12 protein-coding genes are annotated in these 19,520 nt (G+C 51.4%); 10 read left to right on the top strand and 2 right to left on the bottom strand.

Annotated elements, in window-relative coordinates; translation table 11 throughout:
• Position 1: 1 nt before the first annotated feature.
• The 7 genes from rpmF to Q2J39_RS05245 all read left to right on the top strand — a co-directional run bounded on the left by rpmF (position 2) and on the right by Q2J39_RS05245 (position 12,060).
• Positions 2-178 carry a 50S ribosomal protein L32 gene (rpmF, locus tag Q2J39_RS05275; RefSeq protein WP_230266711.1) on the top strand — a complete coding sequence of 59 codons (177 nt, stop codon included), beginning with the start codon at positions 2-4 and terminating at the stop codon, positions 176-178.
• Between the two features lie 816 nt (positions 179-994).
• Entirely contained in the window at positions 995-2,071 is a 1,077-nt protein-coding gene (locus tag Q2J39_RS05270; protein WP_288339264.1) for a hypothetical protein, read from the top strand.
• A gap of 454 nt (positions 2,072-2,525) precedes the next feature.
• Positions 2,526-4,079, top strand: a complete 1,554-nt coding sequence (gene rny, locus Q2J39_RS05265; protein WP_230266713.1) for a ribonuclease Y — start codon at positions 2,526-2,528, stop codon at positions 4,077-4,079.
• A 606-nt stretch (positions 4,080-4,685) separates the two neighbouring features.
• Positions 4,686-6,116, top strand: a complete 1,431-nt coding sequence (gene miaB / locus Q2J39_RS05260; RefSeq protein WP_288339270.1) for a tRNA (N6-isopentenyl adenosine(37)-C2)-methylthiotransferase MiaB — start codon at positions 4,686-4,688, stop codon at positions 6,114-6,116.
• Between the two features lie 123 nt (positions 6,117-6,239).
• On the top strand, positions 6,240-7,931 hold the full coding sequence (locus tag Q2J39_RS05255; RefSeq protein WP_288339265.1) for a ribonuclease J: 1,692 nt from the start codon (positions 6,240-6,242) through the stop codon (positions 7,929-7,931).
• Positions 7,932-8,239: 308 nt separating this feature from the next.
• Positions 8,240-11,656, top strand: coding sequence for a DNA translocase FtsK (locus Q2J39_RS05250; protein ID WP_288339266.1), 3,417 nt, complete (start codon positions 8,240-8,242; stop codon positions 11,654-11,656).
• The gene (locus tag Q2J39_RS05245) at positions 11,653-12,060 is read left to right on the top strand and encodes a RidA family protein (protein WP_288339267.1); all 408 of its coding nucleotides are present in this window, start codon (positions 11,653-11,655) and stop codon (positions 12,058-12,060) included. Before Q2J39_RS05250 ends, Q2J39_RS05245 begins: the two co-directional genes overlap by 4 nt.
• Here Q2J39_RS05245 and Q2J39_RS05240 read toward each other — a convergent pair.
• On the bottom strand, positions 12,012-12,941 hold the full coding sequence (locus Q2J39_RS05240; protein WP_288339268.1) for a competence protein ComK: 930 nt from the start codon (positions 12,939-12,941) through the stop codon (positions 12,012-12,014). The two genes, Q2J39_RS05245 and Q2J39_RS05240, sit on opposite strands and share 49 nt — an antisense overlap.
• A 341-nt stretch (positions 12,942-13,282) precedes the next feature.
• The gene (locus Q2J39_RS05235; RefSeq protein WP_230268237.1) at positions 13,283-13,834 is read right to left on the bottom strand and encodes an NADPH-dependent FMN reductase; all 552 of its coding nucleotides are present in this window, start codon (positions 13,832-13,834) and stop codon (positions 13,283-13,285) included.
• A 521-nt stretch (positions 13,835-14,355) separates the two neighbouring features.
• On the opposite strand from Q2J39_RS05235, the gene parE reads away from it, so the two are divergent.
• The 3 genes from parE to Q2J39_RS05220 all read left to right on the top strand — a co-directional run bounded on the left by parE (position 14,356) and on the right by Q2J39_RS05220 (position 19,385).
• Complete coding sequence (gene parE / locus Q2J39_RS05230) at positions 14,356-16,275, top strand: DNA topoisomerase IV subunit B (RefSeq protein ID WP_230268238.1); 1,920 nt, start codon at positions 14,356-14,358, stop codon at positions 16,273-16,275.
• A 3-nt stretch (positions 16,276-16,278) separates the two neighbouring features.
• Positions 16,279-18,786: a DNA topoisomerase IV subunit A gene (gene parC / locus Q2J39_RS05225; protein WP_288339269.1), complete on the top strand. Its 2,508-nt coding sequence runs from the start codon at positions 16,279-16,281 to the stop codon at positions 18,784-18,786.
• A 365-nt stretch (positions 18,787-19,151) separates the two neighbouring features.
• The gene (locus Q2J39_RS05220; protein WP_230268240.1) at positions 19,152-19,385 is read left to right on the top strand and encodes a YneF family protein; all 234 of its coding nucleotides are present in this window, start codon (positions 19,152-19,154) and stop codon (positions 19,383-19,385) included.
• The last annotated feature ends 135 nt before the right edge of the window (positions 19,386-19,520 follow it).

Here is a 19,520-nt window from a genome sequence, read left to right as displayed (position 1 = left end):
CATGGCTGTTCAGCAGAGAAGAGGTTCCAAACACCGTAAGGCAAAAAGAAGAACCCATTACAAACTGACTAAACCCGCTCTTGTAAAATGCCCGGAGTGCGGCGAATTCAAACTCGCTCACAAAGTATGCCCGAGCTGCGGTAAATACAAAGGCAGACAGGCTGTCGAAGTAGAATAATTCCTGTCCCTTTTATAATCAGTATCCAGATGGATGAACAAGCAGAGAGACCTCTGCTTTTTTCTTTTTGCGCATTTCGCATTTTCTCTAACAGGCCTGCAGGACGTTGATGTCCTGCGGGCCTTTTCCGTTGTGCAGGAGCAAGCGCAGGGAAGCACGAAACTGAAATCCAGGGAAAGGAAATAGAAACGGGCAAATAGAAACGGGAAGGTGCTGACAGATCCGATCGCAAAAAACCACAGAAGGTATCGCATTCGTGCGAGAAACCGCCTTTTCTGTATGGTCCGGAATTGGGATTATTGTGTACCAAAGCAACAATTTCGTACCATAGCCAATTAGTATTAAGCCTATGCGATTTTAATAATACGAAAAGAAGAAAAAGACAACCGTGATAAACGTATAGAACGATAAAATAAAAAGGCCAGTATTTCTCCCGTTTGCCTGGACGAAGGCAGACGGGCGGCTGCTTTTTGGCTTTTAAGAACAGGCGCAGGGATTTGAACGAATGGTTTTCCTTACGGGCAAACAGGAAAACCCTCATCCTGCGTTGGATCCCCATTTTTATTCTGAACAGGAAAAGCGGTCGTCTTACGTTCCATCCATTTTCTCAAACGCGTGGTTTTGCATCGGCTTTTGACCTTCAGGCGCTTCTTCATTTGATTCGGGCAAAAATATAAATTACGAAGCGCTTCAATGCACTCTATTTAGAATATGGTCGCGCATACGACAGACAACCCATGTTCTATGTACGCAAAAGCACCAGATTTTTACGAGAGGACAGGGCGTAAGGGAAATCGGACAAAGAAAGGCCCAGTTATGAAAAAACATACAATGATGGCTGCACTCCTGTCTGTGTCGATGCTGACAGGATCTGTATCTTCCTTCCCAATTCTGGCCGCTGAACCGGCTGTCCAGAATGAAACGACCGACGCTGCACAGTCCACAACGACGATTTATGACCATGCCCGCAATACCTGGTATCCAATGGGTACCGGCATGCAGGTCGAAACCGTCACAAACGAAGGCAAGTATTTCAAAGGCCACGCGGCGATTGATGACGTCAATGCGGAAAACACCGTAAAGGATCTGCTGCACGGCGAGAAGTCCTTTACGTTTGAGATCGAATACAAAACGCCGGAAAACACAAGCGCCAATCAGATGGAATACCAGATGATTCTTTCCAACGGCGACCATGGCTTTGTAGTACGCGACTACCATTATCAGAATCTTGGAATCACGACCCAGCTGATCGCCTATGGAGCCAATACGAATGACTGGATGACGTACAACATGAAGGAGTATGAAGCAGGAAATACCGATTACTCCAATCGTGTCCATACAGTTCTTGCCGGTTACGATGCCGAAACGAAGGAGCTCTTCTTCGTCTTCAACGATGGCTCGAGCTATCGTGGATCCATGAGTGGAACGGGCGGAATCAAGGCGACAAACTATCCGCTTTCCATCGGTACCGATCCGGAAAATACCGATCGCGTCTCCGCCTATCGGTTCAAATCCGTCAAGCTTTTTGAGGGCGTAAAAACTAAGGAAGACATGGAAACCCTCACCAAAGCCGATGCCAAAGTTTGGGTCGACGCAGACGATAACCCCGTTCAGCCTCAAGAGCCGGAACCGGAACCTGTCGTACTCGACTACTCCGTACTGCAGACGGCCTATACGGATGCGAGCAGCGTAAGTGCCGACAAATTCCAGTCCAATGCGGCATGGTCCACGCTGATTGAAAAACGGACCGTCGCTGCGAACATTCTTGCCGATCAGGACAATACTGCCCGTACGCAGAAAGATATTAATGACGCGGCTTCCGCCCTCAGCCAGGCGTGGCTCGCGGTTCGTCTGAGCGTCGACACCGAGATCAATCCGCTCCCCGCTCAATAACAAAACCAATCCAGAAATATGCTCTTTTGCATGCTTTCGTAAATGCGAAAAGCGCAGTTTCAATCGATAATCTGCCTTATGCACCGTCTGAACCGCAAAGATTCAGACGGTTTTCCATACATTGCAAAACTTGCGCATTTTACACCCGATCCAAGGCGAATTGTCTGCCGGACAGAAACAGGAACGATTGGCCACGAAAAATGTAGTCCGGTCTGATTTTTTGAAAAAACGCAATCATACCGATCGGTCGAAAAAGAGAAAAAAGGGGAAATCAGACGATTTACAGCCGGATTCTGGCGGATTTGCCCAGAACCTGTTCGCTGTATTGGTACACAATCGTTCCATTTTTGAACGAATATCTTCCTAAAATTTGTCTGAAATATGGGTACATAGACAAAAAGACCGGATTTGCTATAATTGAAATGCTTTATTTTATGAAGGGACAGAGAAATAAATGAATGCCTTATGGATTTCTCTATCCGGGATAATCGGACTTGTCCTGGGAATCGGCCTGATGGCCGCTCTTTCCAAAGCAGGTCTTAACAAAAATCAGCAGCAGGCAAATCAGATTCTTGAACAGGCGAACCGCGAAGCGGAAGCCAGACTGAAACAGGCAGTACTTGACGGGAAAACCCAAGTACACGATCTGAAAGTAGAAGCAGAAAAGGAAATTAAGGACCGCCGGCAGGAAGCCGTCGATCTTGAAAACGCCCTTCTGCGTCGTGAAGACAGCTTAAATTTCCGCGATCAGTCTCTGAACCAGAAGGAGAAGGAACTGAGCGCGCAGATGAAGAAGGCCAATGATCGCCTTCTTTCCTTAGAAGATAAGGAAAAGCAGCTTCAGCAGGAAATTGACCGACAGATCGAAGTCCTCGAGGGCGTAGCCCGGATGACCAGTCAGGAAGCGAAAGACGAGCTCTTCGCCCTTGTCGAAAAGCAGATGGAACACGAAACGATGGCTTACATCAAGGAAAAAGAAGATGAAGCCAAATCGCAGGCGAACCAGAAAGCGCAGGAAATCATCGCCTTAAGCATCGAACGCATGGCCCAGCAGGAAACGATGGACCGTACGGTCGCTGTCGTCCAGATTCCCAGTGAAGAAATGAAGGGAAGAATTATCGGACGTGAGGGCCGCAATATCCGTGCCTTTGAACAGGCCACGGGTGTTGAGCTGAACATTGATGATACGCCGGATCTGATCACCATTACCTGCTTCAACCCGATTCGTCGAGAAGTGGCCAGACTCGCCCTCGAATATCTCATTCGAGACGGACGCATCCAGCCCGGACGAATTGAGGACGCCGTTAAGAAATTCCAGCATGAAGTCGAGGCTGAGATTCTCAAGGCCGGCGAAGAAACTGTATTCAAGCTTGGCATCGGCCGCATCGATCGCGAAATCGTTCGTCTGATCGGTACGCTGAAATACCGTTTCTCCTATGGCCAGAATGCGCTCCAGCATTCCATTGAAGTCGCCCTGATTGCCGGAACGATGGCAGCTGAGCTGGGGCTCAACCAGCATATGGCGAAACGTGCCGGTCTTCTGCACGACATCGGTAAAGCACTCAATGTCGACCAGCAGGAAGGCAGCCACGTGGAGCTGGGTTACAAATTCTGCAAGAAGCATGGTGAAAAAGAAATCGTTCTTAATGCGATCGCATCTCATCATGGCGATACCGAACCAAAATTCCTGACCTCCCATCTGGTCATTGCCGCCGATACCATTTCCGCCGCTCGCCCAGGAGCCCGTAAGGAATCCGCGCAGGCCTACGTGGAACGTCTCGAAAACCTGGAAAAAATCGCCAATGAATTTGAAGGTGTTTCCAACGCTTATGCCATTCAAGCCGGCCGCGAGATCCGCATCATGGTTGTTCCCGAACAGGTGAGCGATACGGCCTGTGTTAAAATGGCCAGGGCGATCCGTGACAAAATTGAATCTGAACTGACTTATCCCGGACAGATCAAAGTGAACGTAATTCGTGAAGTCCGTGCACAGGAAATAGCGAAATAACGAATATCAAAGCCGCCCCGCAAAGGCGGCTTTTTATAACGGCTTTTCGTCTACAATAAAAACGGACGCATTCCCAAAAGGCACAGGGAAACATCAGAAAAAAAGCAGGGGAAGACCCGACAAAGACTCGGAAAAACTCGGATAAATCCGGCAAAGAAGCAGAGCAGTTTTCTTTCTCTCTCCGTTCGGATCACGGATCCATTCTCCGAACGTCCCTTAAATAGAGGAAGACTGTCCTTCAACCGTTAAGACAATCCAGACGCAGGACTTTTCTGACATAAGGTCACCCCCCCAGAAATCCAGTCCGTATCCAGCACCGATCGAACACAGATCCAGAACAACAGTGCCATTTATCGCAAAGATCCCAGTCCATACGGGGCACTTTGTCATTTCTCCCTTAAAGGAATACAATCCCGAAATATCGGCTCGCTTTTCAAAAGAAAAGCGGGATTTCGATTGCCTGTTCGAGGATCAATCCAGCCTCGAAACATACCCGTTCAAAACGCTGCGCAGGGCCGTCTGGTCCAGAACGCGTAAACCATAAAGCAGAACATCAAAGATAAACAGAACACAAACAGAAAACAAAGACAGGAGACTACTGTGAGCATAAAAATTAAACCCGCCTGGCATCTTCCAGATGCTAAAAAAGCGGCCAGACGCATCGAAAAAAGCTCCCCGACCTATCGTGGCATGGAACTGAGCGATGCCCAGAAGCAGATCGGCCAGAATAAAACGTATTTTATTTCCACCTACGGCTGTCAGGCCAATGAGCGCGACAGCGAAAACCTCGCCGGCATTCTTGAAGCGTGCGGATACACCCCAGCTACCGATTCGGCGAGCGCGGATCTGATTTTAATGAATACGTGCGGCATTCGGGAAAACGCGGCCAATAACGTTCTTGGCGAAGTCGGCTCGCACAAAAAGCACTTCAAATCCAAGCCGGATACGATCATCGGTGTCTGCGGCTGCATGGTGCAGGAAGAGCAGTTCACCCGCACGCTGCTCGAAAAATACCCGTGGGTTCATCTGATTTTCGGAACCCATAACTTCGCAAACCTTCCCGAATATCTCGAACGCGCCACAAACGGCGAAAAAGTCGTAGAAGTCTACTCGCGCGAAGGCGAAATTTACGAAGACCTTCCCGAACATCGAAGCGGCCGCTACAAAGGCCTCATCAACATCATGTACGGCTGCGACAAGTTCTGTACGTACTGCATCGTACCGTATACGCGCGGCCGTCAGCGCTCCCGCTCGGCTAAGGATATCCTCGCGGAAATCGAAACGCTGAAAAAGCTCGGTTATAAGGAAATCACCCTGCTCGGTCAGAACGTCAATGCCTACGGGAAAGACCTGGATGGGGAAATGGATTTTGCGGGACTTCTCGAAGAAGCCGCCAAAACCGGCATCGAACGCATCCGCTTCATGACCAGCCACCCATGGGATTTCTCGCGAGAAATGATCGATGTCATCGCCCGCTACGATAACCTGCTGCCGTTCATTCATTTGCCTTTGCAGAGTGGCGACGATGAAATTCTGCGCCGCATGGGCCGTCGCTACACATCGAAGGAATACCTGGAACTGTATCAGGACATTAAGAAGAAAATTCCGGATGCGGCCATCTCGACCGATATTATTGTCGGCTTTCCTGGCGAGAGCGAAGAAGCGTTTGAACATACGCTCGATCTCGTACGCGCCTGCCGCTTTGACAACGCCTATACCTTTATTTATTCGCCAAGACCTGGAACGCCGGCCGCTAAGCTCGAAGACGGAACACCGCTTTCCGTCAAAAAGGAACGGCTGCAGCGCCTGAACGCGCTCTGGAATGAATTTGCGCTTGAAAACCACCAGAAATACATCGGAAAGACCGTCTCCGTTCTGGTCGACGGCCCGTCGAAAAAGAATCCGAACGTCTTCTCCGGCTACAGCCGTCACGGGATACCTGTAAACTTCTCCGCGGATCAGGCTCAGGAAGGCGATATCGTCGATGTCGTCATCACCGAAGCCCACACCTTCTCGCTCAACGGTCGTAAAGCGTAGGCCAGGACGGCGAATGTTATACTGTAAATAATAGAAAACGTTCAATTTGTACGAAATTTTTAGTATGCGAAAAATTTTCTGCCTCAACCGGCAGGAATCGCGCAATTGCGGAGGTGCCACAATATGGCAGAAGCAGAATTAAAAAAAGACGAAGTCGTTCGACTGTTTGCGCTGGGCGGGCTGGATGAAGACGGAAAGAACTTGATGGTCATTGAAATCAACGGTGATATGTACATCGTGGAATGCGGCCTGAAATTTCCGAACGATAATGCCAGTCTGGGCGTAGAATGCATCGTCCCCGACTTCTCCTATCTCAAGGAACACGAAAAACAGATCAAAGGCATTCTGATCACCCATGGCCATGACGACGTCATGGGCGCGCTGCCTTATCTTTTAAAAGAAATCAAAGCCGATATTTTCGTCAGCGACTTTACCGGCCGCGTAGTGGAGGAACTGCTGCGCAAAAACAAAATTACCGGCGTCAAGATCAAGACCGTCAAGCGGCAGGATACCCGGACAATCGGCGGAAGACAGGTCGTCTTCTTCCCGATTACCCACTCCTATCCGCAGACGTACGGTTTTGGCATCCGTACCGCCCATGGCTATATCGTCTACTCCGGCGAATTCATCGCCGACTACGACGACATTTCCCAGGCGTACCAGGGCGACTACTCCTTTGCGACCCGTTTTAAAAACGACGGCGTCCTCATCCTCCTGCAGGATTCCAAAGGCGCGGAACATGCCCTTCATACCTCGCCAAATCATCGGGTTACCCCGTATTTTGAAAAGGTACTCGACCAGCATGAAAAACAGCGGATTTTCGTGGAAATTTACACGCAGTCCGTTTACCGCATTCAGGAACTTATCCGCTGCTGCATCGCACGCAAGCGCAAGATGTGCTTCTATTCCGATGAGCTCAAGAAACTGATCGCCGGTCTGGAAAGCATTACCGATGCCGTTCCGTCTGAACTCGTTGTTCCGGTTTCCCAGATCGATCAGTGCGAAGATGTCGTGGTCATCATTTCCGGACAGGGAAGAGCCCTGTTCCAGCTGATGAGCAATATCGCCAACAACGAAGTCGACGATGTCGAATTCCACGATGACGATGTGATCGTCGTTGCTACCCCGCTCGTTCCAGGTGTTGAAAAAGACTTCAAGAGTATGGAAAACGACATTTACAAGCGTCAGGGTACGATCGTGAAAATCGACCGCAACGTTCTGGGCATGCATCCGTCCAAGGAAGATCTGAAGATGGTCATCTTCATGTGTGATCCGAAGTACTACATTCCGATCAAGGGCGCATACCGCATGTTGTGCGCGAACGCGATGCTGGCGGAAGAAATGAACATTCCCGCCGAGCGAATTGTGATTCTCGACAACGGCGAAATCGCCACCTTTATTAACGGCGAACTGCAGCCGGGTCTCGATACGATCGAACTGCACGAAACGCTCGTAGATGGCAACGCCAACTGGGACATGGCCGGCGTCGTTCTGAAAGACCGTGAAATTCTTTCGACCGACGGCGTCATGGTTCTGGCGATCGGTCTCGATTTCCGCACGAAGAAGATTATTAACGGACCGGACATTCAGACCCGCGGCCTCGTCTATGTACGCGATGCCGAGTACCTGACCCGGGAAGTGACCCGGATTATGGAAGACACCATTAAGGAAATGGTCGATGCCCATAAATACGACAATATGGAATGCCGCTCAATCATCCGCGAAAAAGTGGCCCGCTACGTCTTCAAGCAGACCGCAAAGCGCCCGATGATTTTACCGGTTATTCTCGAACTCAACCCCAAAGGATCCCTTTAGAAAAAGCTGAAATCCAAAGATTTGGCAGATAATCCGAAGGAGTTCTCCCAAGGGATTTACTGAATCAAAACGAATGGAAAGAATGGATTGCGCGCAGGCAGTTTGTGCCGTACGCAATCCGTCTTTTTTTTCCGCTTTGGTTCGTTATAAGATAAATACACTGCATTTACTCCACGCCTTTTTTCCTCAGTCGCAATGCAGGCTGAGGATATACAGAAACAGGGAATCTCTTTTTTCAGTTTCAAAAAGAGACGAAAAGGGCAGGGAAAATCGTCCTTATACCAAGAGGACTAAGAAAGGGAGGGACTATGGCTTCAAAAAAGAGTGCGTCCAGACGCAGCCCGTCTTCAAAAAAATCCTCCGCATCGTCTTCCAAGCGACAAACCGGGAAAACGTCTGTGTTTTCTCTGAATACGTTCTGGATCTGCGTACTGATCATCTTCTCTTGGGTGATCTGTACGATGGTTCTGTTTTCCTTAGGCCTGGTCGGCAGCTTTTTGCAGGAAGTGCTTCAGCTGCTGGTCGGCAGCTTCTCCTATGGCCTGCTCATTTTTTTCATGGGCTATGGCCTGTACTGGGTCCTGACGCTGGGCAAGAAAAAAGTATCCGTTCGCATGATGGTCGGCTTTGGCTTTCTGGCGGCGTTCTGGATGATGACCAACGGTCTCCAGCAGGTGACCGACACGAACGTTACCCAGCCGTTTTCCATTCTGGTGGCCAGTCTCGGCCAGTTTGGATCGATGAGCTTTACGAGCAGCTGCGGCCTTCTCGGTGCGCTGCTGGCTACCGTGTTTTCCATGTTTTTCTCGCGAACCGGAGCGATGTTCTTTGATTTCGCGTTTCTGATTCTGGGCATTTTACTGATCGGCTGGAACTGGTGGCGTCTGCTGCTGACCGATCGAAAGCCCAAAGAAGATACCGATACGGAAAAAGGATTCCAGGGCGTCCGCCGCACTTCGCTTGGAGGTCTGCTGCGCTGGCCCAAAAGCGATCTCGATGAAGAGGACGTCCCTAAAAAAGAAGAACCGAAAAAGCGTCCGCCCCGTCAGCCGTATGGACAGGCCCCGCAGCCGGAAACCGTGCAAGCCGATGCTTCCCCAGACGATCTTGTTGAATCGACCCGCCTGCAGGGACAGGACCAGCCCGATCTGACAGGCGGCTCCCTGACGGAAATTGGCCCAGACGGCTATTCCAATGAAGAGTACGATGAGCAGGATGAGGAAACCATTTCCGATCGTGTTGGTGGCTGGCTCCATCACAGAACGGCTTCCCGTGCCGCTCGTTCAAGAGCCGGAATGGCCAAAAACAAACCGCAGCGAAAAGGCATCGCGGGCTTCTTTGGCCGGATCGCCGATTTTTTCTCCAGTCTGCATCACCGCATTCTCGACTGGGTCACCCTTTCGAATGTGGATAAAGACTACGACGAAGAAGGCAATCCGATTCTTCTTCGCTATGACGATCGCAATGACGCGTCCATGCAGGGCCGTCCAATCGACAAGGACGAACTCCAGCGTCTGTATGACGAAAACGGAGAGTACATCGAGAAGGGCAGATCCCGTCCCAGCGCCTTTTCCATGAATGGTCTTGTCGAACAGCGTGCGTATTCGGATCTTGTCGCCGACCCGGATTTTGTGGAAGCATCCACTTCGGCCGATCCTGCCCCGGTTCTGGAGATGGCCGAGGAACAGACAAGAGAAACCGACATTCGTCAGGGTCGGCTTCCCAGCCGCGCCGCGCGTCGCCGCCAAAGAGAAGCGGAGATGCGCGCATCCAGTCGGCTCGATGGAACTGCGCAGCCCGTCACAGCGGCAGGACAGCGGACTGGACAGATGCCCGCACAGGCCATGCAGCTTGCCCAGACGGGTCTGAATGCGCAGTCGCAGAGTCAGAATGCGGCCGCAGCGGCACTTGGCGCTGCAGCTGCAGGTGCCGCGGCTGGTGTAACAGCCGGTGCGGGTGGCGCAGCAGCGGCTCAGAGCCAGAACAGTCGTTCCTCCGACTTTTCGGATGAATCGCTTTATGAAGATCCCCGAAACGAGGCCCCATCGGATTTGGCAAATGCCGAAAGACTGCCGCGCCGGCGCAGAACGCGCTCCGTGCAGGAAACGGCGCCCGATCTGAGCAGCTCCGCTGTAAACGGAACGGTCAAAGACATGACCGATCAGCTGGGCGAGGTAAAACCGTCCAGAAAAAAAGCGGCAGCTTCCAGCCGCACCCCGTCTTCTCGAGAAAACAAGCCGGTTCGCTACGAAGCCGAACCGCTGGATCTTTCCCCGAAAGCGGACGGCTATGTGCTGCCGCCGATCAGCCTGCTTCAGGAAATGAAGCAAAATCGAAAAAGCACTATCAACCAGAAAAGCGCCGCCGAACGCGGGGAAACGCTCATTCGCATCCTGCAGGAATTTGGAGTCGAAGCGAGTCTTGGCGAAATTCATATCGGTCCTTCCGTTACCGAATTTGAAGTCATTCCCGGACAGGGCGTTCGCGTTAACACGTTCGTGAATCTGCAAAACGACATCAAGATGGCGCTGGCTGCTAAGGACATCCGTGTCGAAGCGCCGATCCCCGGCAAGAGCGCGGTGGGTATTGAAGTGCCCAACGAAGAAAAGACCACCGTCAGCATGCGCGAGCTCATCGCCGGCATTCCCAAATCGGAAGCCTCGCATCCGCTGCTCTTTACGCTCGGCAAGGATCTGATGGGCGAAAACATTTACGGACGACTCGATCGCATGCCGCACCTTCTGATCGCGGGCGCGACCGGTTCCGGTAAGTCCGTCTGCGTCAACTCGATCATCTGTTCGCTGCTCATGCGTACCCATCCCGATGAAGTGAAGCTTCTGCTGATTGACCCGAAAAAAGTCGAATTCACGCCTTTTAACGGCATTCCCCATCTGCTCTCGCCGGTTATCACCGATCCGGCGCTCGCTTCGGGCGCGCTCAAAATTATCGTCGACATGATGGATGAGCGCTATTCCCGCTTTGAAGCCGTACGCGTTCGCAACCTGGCCGGCTACAACGAATACGTTCGCCGCCACCCGAAAGAAGAGCTGCAGAAAATGCCGCGCATCGTCGTCATCATCGACGAGCTGGCTGACCTGATGCTTGCCGCCAGCAAGGATGTCGAACAGTCGATCCAGCGCATTACCCAGCTCGCCCGTGCCGCCGGCATTCATCTGATCGTCGCCACACAGCGACCCTCGGTCAACGTCATTACCGGCGTCATCAAAGCCAACATTCCAAGCCGTATCGCCTTCATGGTTTCCTCCCGACCGGACTCCCGGACGATTCTCGACCAGTCCGGCGCCGAGAAACTGCTTGGCTATGGCGACATGCTTTTCCTCGATAACGGCGCCACTTCGCCTAAGCGAATTCAGGGTGTTTTCATCCAGGATCAGGAAGTGGAAGCCATCTGCGACTACGTCCGCCAGCAGGCGCAGCCGGAATATGAGGAAACGTTCCTTCTGCTCAAGGAAACGAAAAACAATCCGATGGATGGCGAATCGTTTGAAGAAGACCCCTTGTATAATGAAATAAGAAATTTCGTTATCGTCAGCAAGAAAGCCAGTACGTCCCTGATCCAGCGGCGCTTTCGCATCGGCTACGCCCGCAGCGCACGCGTCATGGACCAGCTTGAAGCCAACGGCGTGATCGGCCCTTCGCAGGGAAGCCGACCCAGGGAGGTTCTTATCTCCAGCAGCGACGATATGGAGGAGGATTACGAATGAATCTGTTTTTAAAGACCGGCGAACCGATGAGCCAGTACGACTGCGTCGCCAGCATGGTTCAGCTAGGCGATTTCTTCTACCTTTCCGGTCAGATCGGAAAAGGATCCACGTTCCACGACCAGTGCGTTTCCGCCTGCTACGCGGTGACCGATGTCCTGCACCAGTTCGATCTGCGTTTTGATCACATTCTGAAATTCACCGTCTATCTGGTTGACATCGAACTGCGCGACGAGTTCCTGGAAGTCTTCAGCAATTTCGTCGATCAGCCTTACCCGGCGCTGACCTTCGTCGAATCGCCTCATCTTCCCGACGATGCCATGGTCTGCATCGACGGCTGCGGCGTAAACACGCTCCGTCATGAAAGAAGCATGTCCGACGCATACTGCGAAGACTGCGACGAATAAAGCATCAAGATAAATTTATACGCCTGAACCAAAATCCGCTCCGTACGCTTTCGCTCAAGTCCCTCCAGCAGGAGGCCATCGCGAAAGCGGATCCGGCAGCGGTTTTTTTGTGCGTCCCCCGACGGCTCGAGACTGAGAATGTTCGCCAGGCTGCAGTAGATCCGTTTCGGATCCTTTTGCGGCAGCAGCGGTACCCATACTTCGAGCGGCGAGAGAGAAACCAGAATCGGCAGAAACTTACGAGCGCTAAGATAAAATGCGGCGGCTTCCTTTCGTCCCTGCAGAGAACTGCCCGCCTGCAGACAGCGCGCATCCAGCCAGGCGTTTATCGTCGACGCCTTTTCCCGCACCACCTGATCCTGAAAATGAAGAAGCAGGCAGGAATGGAGGTAGTCGTACTCGATATAGTCGGCAAGCAAAGCAGGGGACGTCTTTGTCGAAACGTCCGGCCAAGGATCAACAAGACGGTAATTACCGTCCAAGCCGGACGGAGGGGAAGCCGGCTTTGGCCGGTACGAATACTGAAGAACGAAAGACAGGCGACTTTCCCGAATGCCGGCACCACCGGAAGCATTCGAAACGCCAGAAACACCAGAAAGGTCTGATCCAGAGGCCGAGGAGGCTTCGAGAGAAGCGAAAGCATTCGAATTCCGTTCAGATGAAGATCCAAAGAGATTCGGAATGCGCAGATGCAGAGTGCGTTCGGATCCGCCTGGACCGTTCGGGCCGTCCGGACGGTCCAGATCAAAATTCCCATGCAGAAAAACGGGAGGAAAGGAAGGCTCCAGGTCAGATCCGCCATAGCCTTCCACAGCCGGATCGTTCAGCATCATGGCCTCATCCGAATCCGACGATAAAGAATCGGGAAAAGATAAATTCAAATGGGATATGGATTCTTTCATAGCCTTGAGTGTGTCAGATAAGGATGCTTAAGACGTGACTTTTTGAAAACGTACGAAATCGCAAAGAAAAAGAGGCCGAAGCCTCTTTGAAAAATCGTAAATTGAAAGCTGCAGGCAAAAATCTGGAATTCTTATAAGAGCAGATTTGAATGCCTGCCGACAAAAGAAGGTCGAAACGCAATCCGATTTCGATTCCAATCCGTATCGCAGAAAGAAATCGCGGTAAGAAGAAATCGCGGTAGAAAAGGATCTAAGCCGTTTGAAACCGGACGGATATGAACTGGAGGTCGAAGCGATCCTTTCAGGATTCGAAAACCGGATCAGCCTTTGAGCCAGACGATGAATTCTCTGGCCTGAGAAGCGATGGCATCGGCTACGCCGTCTGGATCGGTAAACGAATCGGTGCTGAACTCTTCTGGAGTTAAGGCCAGACCGTATTCTTCCGGGCAGACTTTGACACCAAGCCGTTTGAGCAGAATGGCGAGCTGTTCGCGCGAGCCTTTGGCCGCCATACGGCCGCCGGCGCCGCTGATGGCCGCAGACTTTCCATAAAGAACGGAAGAAGCGCGCGTATAATCGGGAGCGGTCGGACGGCTCATCCAGTCGAGCAGGTTTTTGAGGACGCCTGTAATCATGCCGTTGTATTCCGGAGTAAAGAACCAGAGTCCGTCGGCTTCGCGAATTTCCTGACGAATGCGGGATACGCTTTCGAGTTCCGGGGCTTCGAGATCCTGATTGAACAGGGGAAGATCGCCATAGGGAAGGATGCTGGCTTTGATGTCCATAGCCTCCAGCGCCTTTTTGGCGTCCTGAGCGAGTTCCATGTTGAACGATGTACTGCGAAGGGATCCGCAGATGAGCAGAATTTTCATGTTGAAATTCCTCACTTTCAAGAAAGAAGTTTCTTCTGTCTTCTATTATTGCATGGCTGAATGCGCGAGCAGGGTATGCATCGACCGACAATCTCAGATTGGAAAGAATGCGCGAAGTATGGTAAGAAAGTATTTATGTCCAAAGGGAAAAAGGAGCGCAGAGGATGCGCACGTAGTAAGCCCGAACGCAAGACTGGAAGCCGCGGCTGAGCGGACGAATCGGTTATCAGGTGCGGTAAACATTTGGAATATCCTTTGTCGCAAGCCTATACGAAGAAGTTTTTTAAAAGACTCTGGGTGGAAAGAATGAAAAATATTGTTTACAATACATGCCTTTGGCATCGCCTCATTCCGGATCCATTTTTTTGAATGGGATACGGGAACATTCGATGGAATCGTTCAAGATATACCCAGCGCGTTCCAGTCGAAAATAAAATATTGAGACAAAAAAACCAAACCTACCATTTGGCCGGTATACAACCGGCTTTCATAAAGCAGAACTAGAAAAAGGGAGGAAGACTATGGCACAGACGCAATACGATGAAAATTCAATTGTCATTCTGGAAGGTCTTGATGCCGTTCGAAAAAGACCAGGCATGTATATCGGTTCGACGGATCGTCGGGGCCTTCATCATCTGGTCTGGGAAATTCTCGACAACTCCATTGACGAAGCCCTCAACGGCTTTGGAAACGAAATCATTGTGACCCTGAACAAGGACGGCTCCTGCAGCGTGGAAGACTTTGGACGCGGCATGCCGGTAGGCAAGCACAAATCCGGCAAGTCCGCTCTGGAGGTCATCTTTACCGTGCTCCATGCGGGCGGCAAGTTTTCGGATTCTTCCTATAAGGCTTCCGGCGGTCTTCACGGCGTCGGCGCGAGTGTAGTCAACGCGCTGTGCTCCTGGGTCAAAGTCGAAGTTAAGGACGGAAAGAACATTTACGAACTCGATTTCTCAAACGGCGGCCGTCATGTTGGCGAACTGAAAGTCATCGGCAAGACGAAGCAGACCGGATCGAAAGTAACGTTTCTTCCGGATCCGACGATTTTTAAGGAAAACCGTTTTTCCTACTCCCGCATTAAGGAGAGGGTACAGGAAGACGCGTTCCTGTTAAAAGGACTGAAAATCCGTCTGATCGATAAGCGCGAAAACCCGAAAGAAGACGAATTCGTCTACGAAGACGGACTTAAGGCGTTCGTCGAAGAGCTCGACGTCGATCACGATCCGATTTCGCCGGTCGTTTCCTTTGAAGGCGAATCCGGAGGCATCAAAGTGCAGGCCGCATTCCAGTACGTCGATACGTATCAGGAAAACATGCTTTCGTTTGCGAACATCGTTCGCACCCGCGATGGCGGAAGCCATGAAACCGGCGCAAGACAGGCACTGACCCGCGTGTTCAACGACTACGCGCGAAAAGTCGGCCTGTTAAAGGAAAAAGACAAATCCATGGAAGGCTCGGACATTCGAGAAGGACTGACCTTTGTCCTGCATACGGCTATTCCGGAAACGCTGCTTCAGTTTGAAGGGCAGACCAAGGAAAAACTGGGAACTCCGCAGGCCAAAGGTGCGGTCGACGCGATCGTCAGTGAAAACCTGCGCTACTTCCTCGAAGAAAACACCGATACCGCCGCTACGCTCATCCGCAAGATGATCAAGGCCGGTGCGGCACGAAGAGCGGCGCGCGAAGCGCGTGAAAAAGCCCGCAAGGGAAAAGGAAAAAATCGTTCGGAACAGATTATTTCCGGAAAGCTCGTGCATGCCCAGTCCAAAGATGCAAGACGCAAGGAACTGTATCTGGTCGAAGGCGATTCCGCCGGCGGTTCGGCCAAGCAGGGACGGGACTCGAAATATCAGGCCATTTTGCCGCTTCGAGGCAAAGTGCTCAATACCGAGCATGCCACGCTGGAACAGGTAGAGAAAAACGAAGAGCTCAACACCATCATTCATACTCTTGACGCAGGTGTAGGCAGCAGCTTCGATGCCGAAGATTCCAACTACCATAAAGTCATTATCATGACCGATGCCGACGATGACGGCGCGCACATTCAGAACCTGCTTCTGACGTTTTTCTATCGATTCATGCGCCCGCTCATCGAAGCCGGCATGTTATATATCGCCCTTCCGCCTCTGTATCGCATCGCGAAAAAGGATGAAGAGTACTATTTGTATTCCAACGAAGAGCTGGAAGAAATGAAAGCCAAATTCAAAACCGGCTATCACATCAGCCGGTATAAGGGTCTTGGTGAAATGAACGCATCCCAGCTCTGGGATACGACCATGAACCCCGAAACCCGAACCTTGCTGCGTGTTACGCTCGAAGACGGCCGCCTGGCCGAAAAGCGCGTAAGCGAACTGATGGGCGACCGTGCGGATCTGAGAAGGCAGTGGATCGAAGACAACGTCGTCTTCACTTTGGAAGATGACTTTAAGGAAGGAGAATAGCGGATGCCAAGAAAGAAAAAAGCAGCGGACGTACAGCCCGTTGAGCCAAAAGTCGTCGACTCGGCGCTTGAAGAAATTCTGGCCGACCGCTTTTCGCGCTATTCCAAGTACATCATTCAGGAACGCGCCCTTCCAGACGCCCGCGACGGACTGAAACCCGTACAGCGCCGTATTCTCTGGGCGATGGAAGAAGACGGCAACACTTACAACAAGCCGTATCGCAAATCCGCGAAAACCGTCGGTAACGTCATCGGTAACTATCACCCGCACGGCGACACGTCCGTATACGATGCCATCGTGCGCATGTCTCAGGACTGGAAGTCGGCGCTTCCGCTGATCGACATGCAGGGAAACAACGGTTCGATTGACGACGACCCCGCAGCCGCTATGCGTTACACGGAAGCCAGACTGTCTAAAATCGCCGGCTATCTCATGCAGGACATCGACCGGGAAACCGTCGACTGGTCGCCAAACTTTTCCGATGAAAAAATGGAGCCGACCGTTCTTCCGGCAAGATATCCGAATCTGCTCATCAATGGTATTACCGGTATTGCGGCCGGCTATGCGACTTCCATTCCGCCTCACAACTTTGACGAAGTCATTCAGGCCTCGATTTATCGTATCGACCATCCCGATTCGACGACGAAGGACTTAATGCAGTATGTGAAAGGGCCGGACTTTCCAACCGGCGGCATCATCATGGGCAAGGACGGCATTTTTCAGGCGCTCGATACCGGACGCGGCAAAGTCGTCATTCGCTCCAAAGCTGAAATCGTCGAAAGCAAGACGATCAACCAGATCGTCATTACTGAAATTCCGTATGAAGTAGTCAAGATCAATCTCGTAAAGCGGATCGATGAAATCCGTCTGAATGCCAAAGTCAGCGGCATGCTCGATGTCCGCGACGAAAGCGACCGGAAGGGACTTCGCATTGTCATCGACCTGAAAAAGGAAGCCAATGCGCAGGCCATTCTCAACTACCTGTATAAAAACACCGATCTGCAGATCAACTACCATTACAACGTCATCGCGATCGTCAACCGGACGCCAAAACAGCTCTCGCTGGGGGACATGCTGGACGCGTTTCTCGAACACCGTGAAGACGTCGTCATCAAGCGGACCCGTTTTGATCTGCGCAAGAAAAACGAGCGGATGCACATCGTTGAAGGTCTGATCAAGGCCCTCTCGATTCTCGATGAAGTCATCGCGACCATCCGCGCGTCCAAAGGAAAAGCCGATTCGAGAGCGAACATCATGAACAAGTTCGGCTTTAGCGAAGCGCAGGCCGAAGCCATCGTTACCATGCAGCTGTATCGCCTGTCCTCGACCGACGTCAAGGATCTCAAAAGCGAGTTCAGCCGCCTGAAAAAGGAAATCCGCGACCTCGAAAAGATTCTTAAGGATCCGAATGCCCGCAAGGAGCTGATGAAAGCCGAACTTCATGAACTCGAAGAAGAGTTTGTCATGCCGCGCCGCTCGCAGCTCGTCGAAGAAGTCGAAGATATCGTCATCAACGAAACCGACATGATCGCCGATGAACAGGTTGTCGCCATGATCAGCAGCCAGGGCTATTTCAAGCGCGTCCCGCTGCGCTCGTACGCCTCCAGCGACCAGAACAATCCGGCGCTGAAGGAAGGGGATCATCTCGAATACGTCGATCAGATTTCGACGCTCGACTCTCTGCTTTTCTTCACCAGCAAAGGCCGCATGGGTCTGATCCCGGTTTATCTGCTTGAAGAGAAAAAGTGGAAAGATCTGGGCGTTCACTATTCCTCCATGTACAAGACCGAAGTCAACGAGCGCATTTGCGCCGTCTATGCGATCCATGGAAAACCGCAGAACACCGATCTGATCATGATCTCCAAAAACGGACAGATCCGCCGCTCCCATTTCGATTGTGCGACACTCCCCTCCAAGGGAAGACTCGTAAGCACCATGGGACTTGGCGTTAACGATGAACTCGTCGAAGTGCTCGCCTCCGGCAAAGATGACGATGAAATTCTGATCGTCACCCGCCTGGGCAATGGCGTACGTCTGGAAACCAGTCAGATTCCCGTCGCCAAAGGCAAATCCAAAGGCGTACGCGCCCTTCGCCTGCAAAACGAAGACAGCGTGCTTGGCATGGGCCTGATGGATCAGAGTGATCTCGTCATCGAAAACAGTCAGGGCGAATTCAAGCGCATCGCGCTCGATCAGATCAATGCCTATAACCGCCCGTCCAAAGGCGATACCTTATTCCGAATCATCAAATCCAAACCCGTATCCGTGGAAGCTTTCCAGATCGTTTCCGCATCCGATCTTCTGCGCTTTGAAGGCATGCAGAGCGAACCCGTTGCGGTTCGTCTGCTTACCCGCAAGCCGCTCTCTTCCGGCTGGGCGTCTTCGCCTAAGCTCGATGAGCCAAAACCGCTTATCCGTCCCAATCGAAAACTCGAAAGCGGGACTCGCAAAGATGAAGAAGATACTGCAGACGAGAAAACGCAGCTTTCTCTCTTCGACAGTGTGGAGTAGAAGCCAGGCAGCTTAGCAAGGGCTGAACAGAACTGAATAGGACTGAATCGAACGGAATAAAGTCGATCCAAACAAGTACACGGTACACAGACAAAGGATCGGAACACCCTCCAGCAATCCGTTCGGGAAAAGGCTTTTATACACGAATGGGTTGATCCAGAACAGATCAAAGTCGAATCAAGTCCGAAAAGCCTGTTTACCCCCGATCCGTTACAAACCCAAACAAAAATCCAGTTCAGCCCCGTCTCTTTCACCCGCAGTCAGGCTGCAGAAGGCCATGACGATTCTTATGAAAGGCCATGAAAGAAAATTGAGGATATCCCTGGATTTGTGTAAAATATCAAGAGAAAAGAGGAGCGATACAAATGGACAATCTCTGGTCTTCTATCCTGTATGCGCTGGTTGGTGCTTTAATCGGTGCAGTCATTACTTTCTTCCTGACCAAGCGCAAGTTTGAAAAGGACCTGAAAGAAAACCCGCCAATCAATGAGAAAATGATCCGTGCCATGTATCTTCAGATGGGAAGAAAACCTTCTGAAGCGCAGGTTCGCCAGATCATGAAGACACTCAATCAAGGCAACGGAAAGAAAAAGAAGTAACAGAATTCAGACGAATTTATTTTCAGGAGATCTTCGGATCTCCTTTTTCATTAGGGAAAGTATTGTAGTCAAGGAACGTGACGTAAGTGTCAAACAATCGACGGGTATACGCGAGACTGAATATTAGATACGCTA

Source organism: uncultured Allobaculum sp., assembly GCF_948576815.1.
GTDB classification, from domain to species: domain Bacteria; phylum Bacillota_I; class Bacilli_A; order Erysipelotrichales; family Erysipelotrichaceae; genus Allobaculum; species Allobaculum fili.
This window is presented reverse-complemented; position numbering and strand designations above follow the sequence as displayed.

What these genes read in the sequence shown, in the direction of transcription:
- rny (WP_230266713.1), top strand. Translation starts at nt 2,526, where the DNA reads ATGAATGCCTTATGGATTTCTCTATCCGGGATAATCGGACTTGTCCTG.
- Q2J39_RS05250 (WP_288339266.1), top strand. Translation starts at nt 8,240, where the DNA reads ATGGCTTCAAAAAAGAGTGCGTCCAGACGCAGCCCGTCTTCAAAAAAA.
- Q2J39_RS05235 (WP_230268237.1), bottom strand. Translation starts at nt 13,834, where the DNA reads ATGAAAATTCTGCTCATCTGCGGATCCCTTCGCAGTACATCGTTCAAC.
- Q2J39_RS05270 (WP_288339264.1), top strand. Translation starts at nt 995, where the DNA reads ATGAAAAAACATACAATGATGGCTGCACTCCTGTCTGTGTCGATGCTG.
- rpmF (WP_230266711.1), top strand. Translation starts at nt 2, where the DNA reads ATGGCTGTTCAGCAGAGAAGAGGTTCCAAACACCGTAAGGCAAAAAGA.
- Q2J39_RS05245 (WP_288339267.1), top strand. Translation starts at nt 11,653, where the DNA reads ATGAATCTGTTTTTAAAGACCGGCGAACCGATGAGCCAGTACGACTGC.
- Q2J39_RS05220 (WP_230268240.1), top strand. Translation starts at nt 19,152, where the DNA reads ATGGACAATCTCTGGTCTTCTATCCTGTATGCGCTGGTTGGTGCTTTA.
- parE (WP_230268238.1), top strand. Translation starts at nt 14,356, where the DNA reads ATGGCACAGACGCAATACGATGAAAATTCAATTGTCATTCTGGAAGGT.
- Q2J39_RS05255 (WP_288339265.1), top strand. Translation starts at nt 6,240, where the DNA reads ATGGCAGAAGCAGAATTAAAAAAAGACGAAGTCGTTCGACTGTTTGCG.
- parC (WP_288339269.1), top strand. Translation starts at nt 16,279, where the DNA reads ATGCCAAGAAAGAAAAAAGCAGCGGACGTACAGCCCGTTGAGCCAAAA.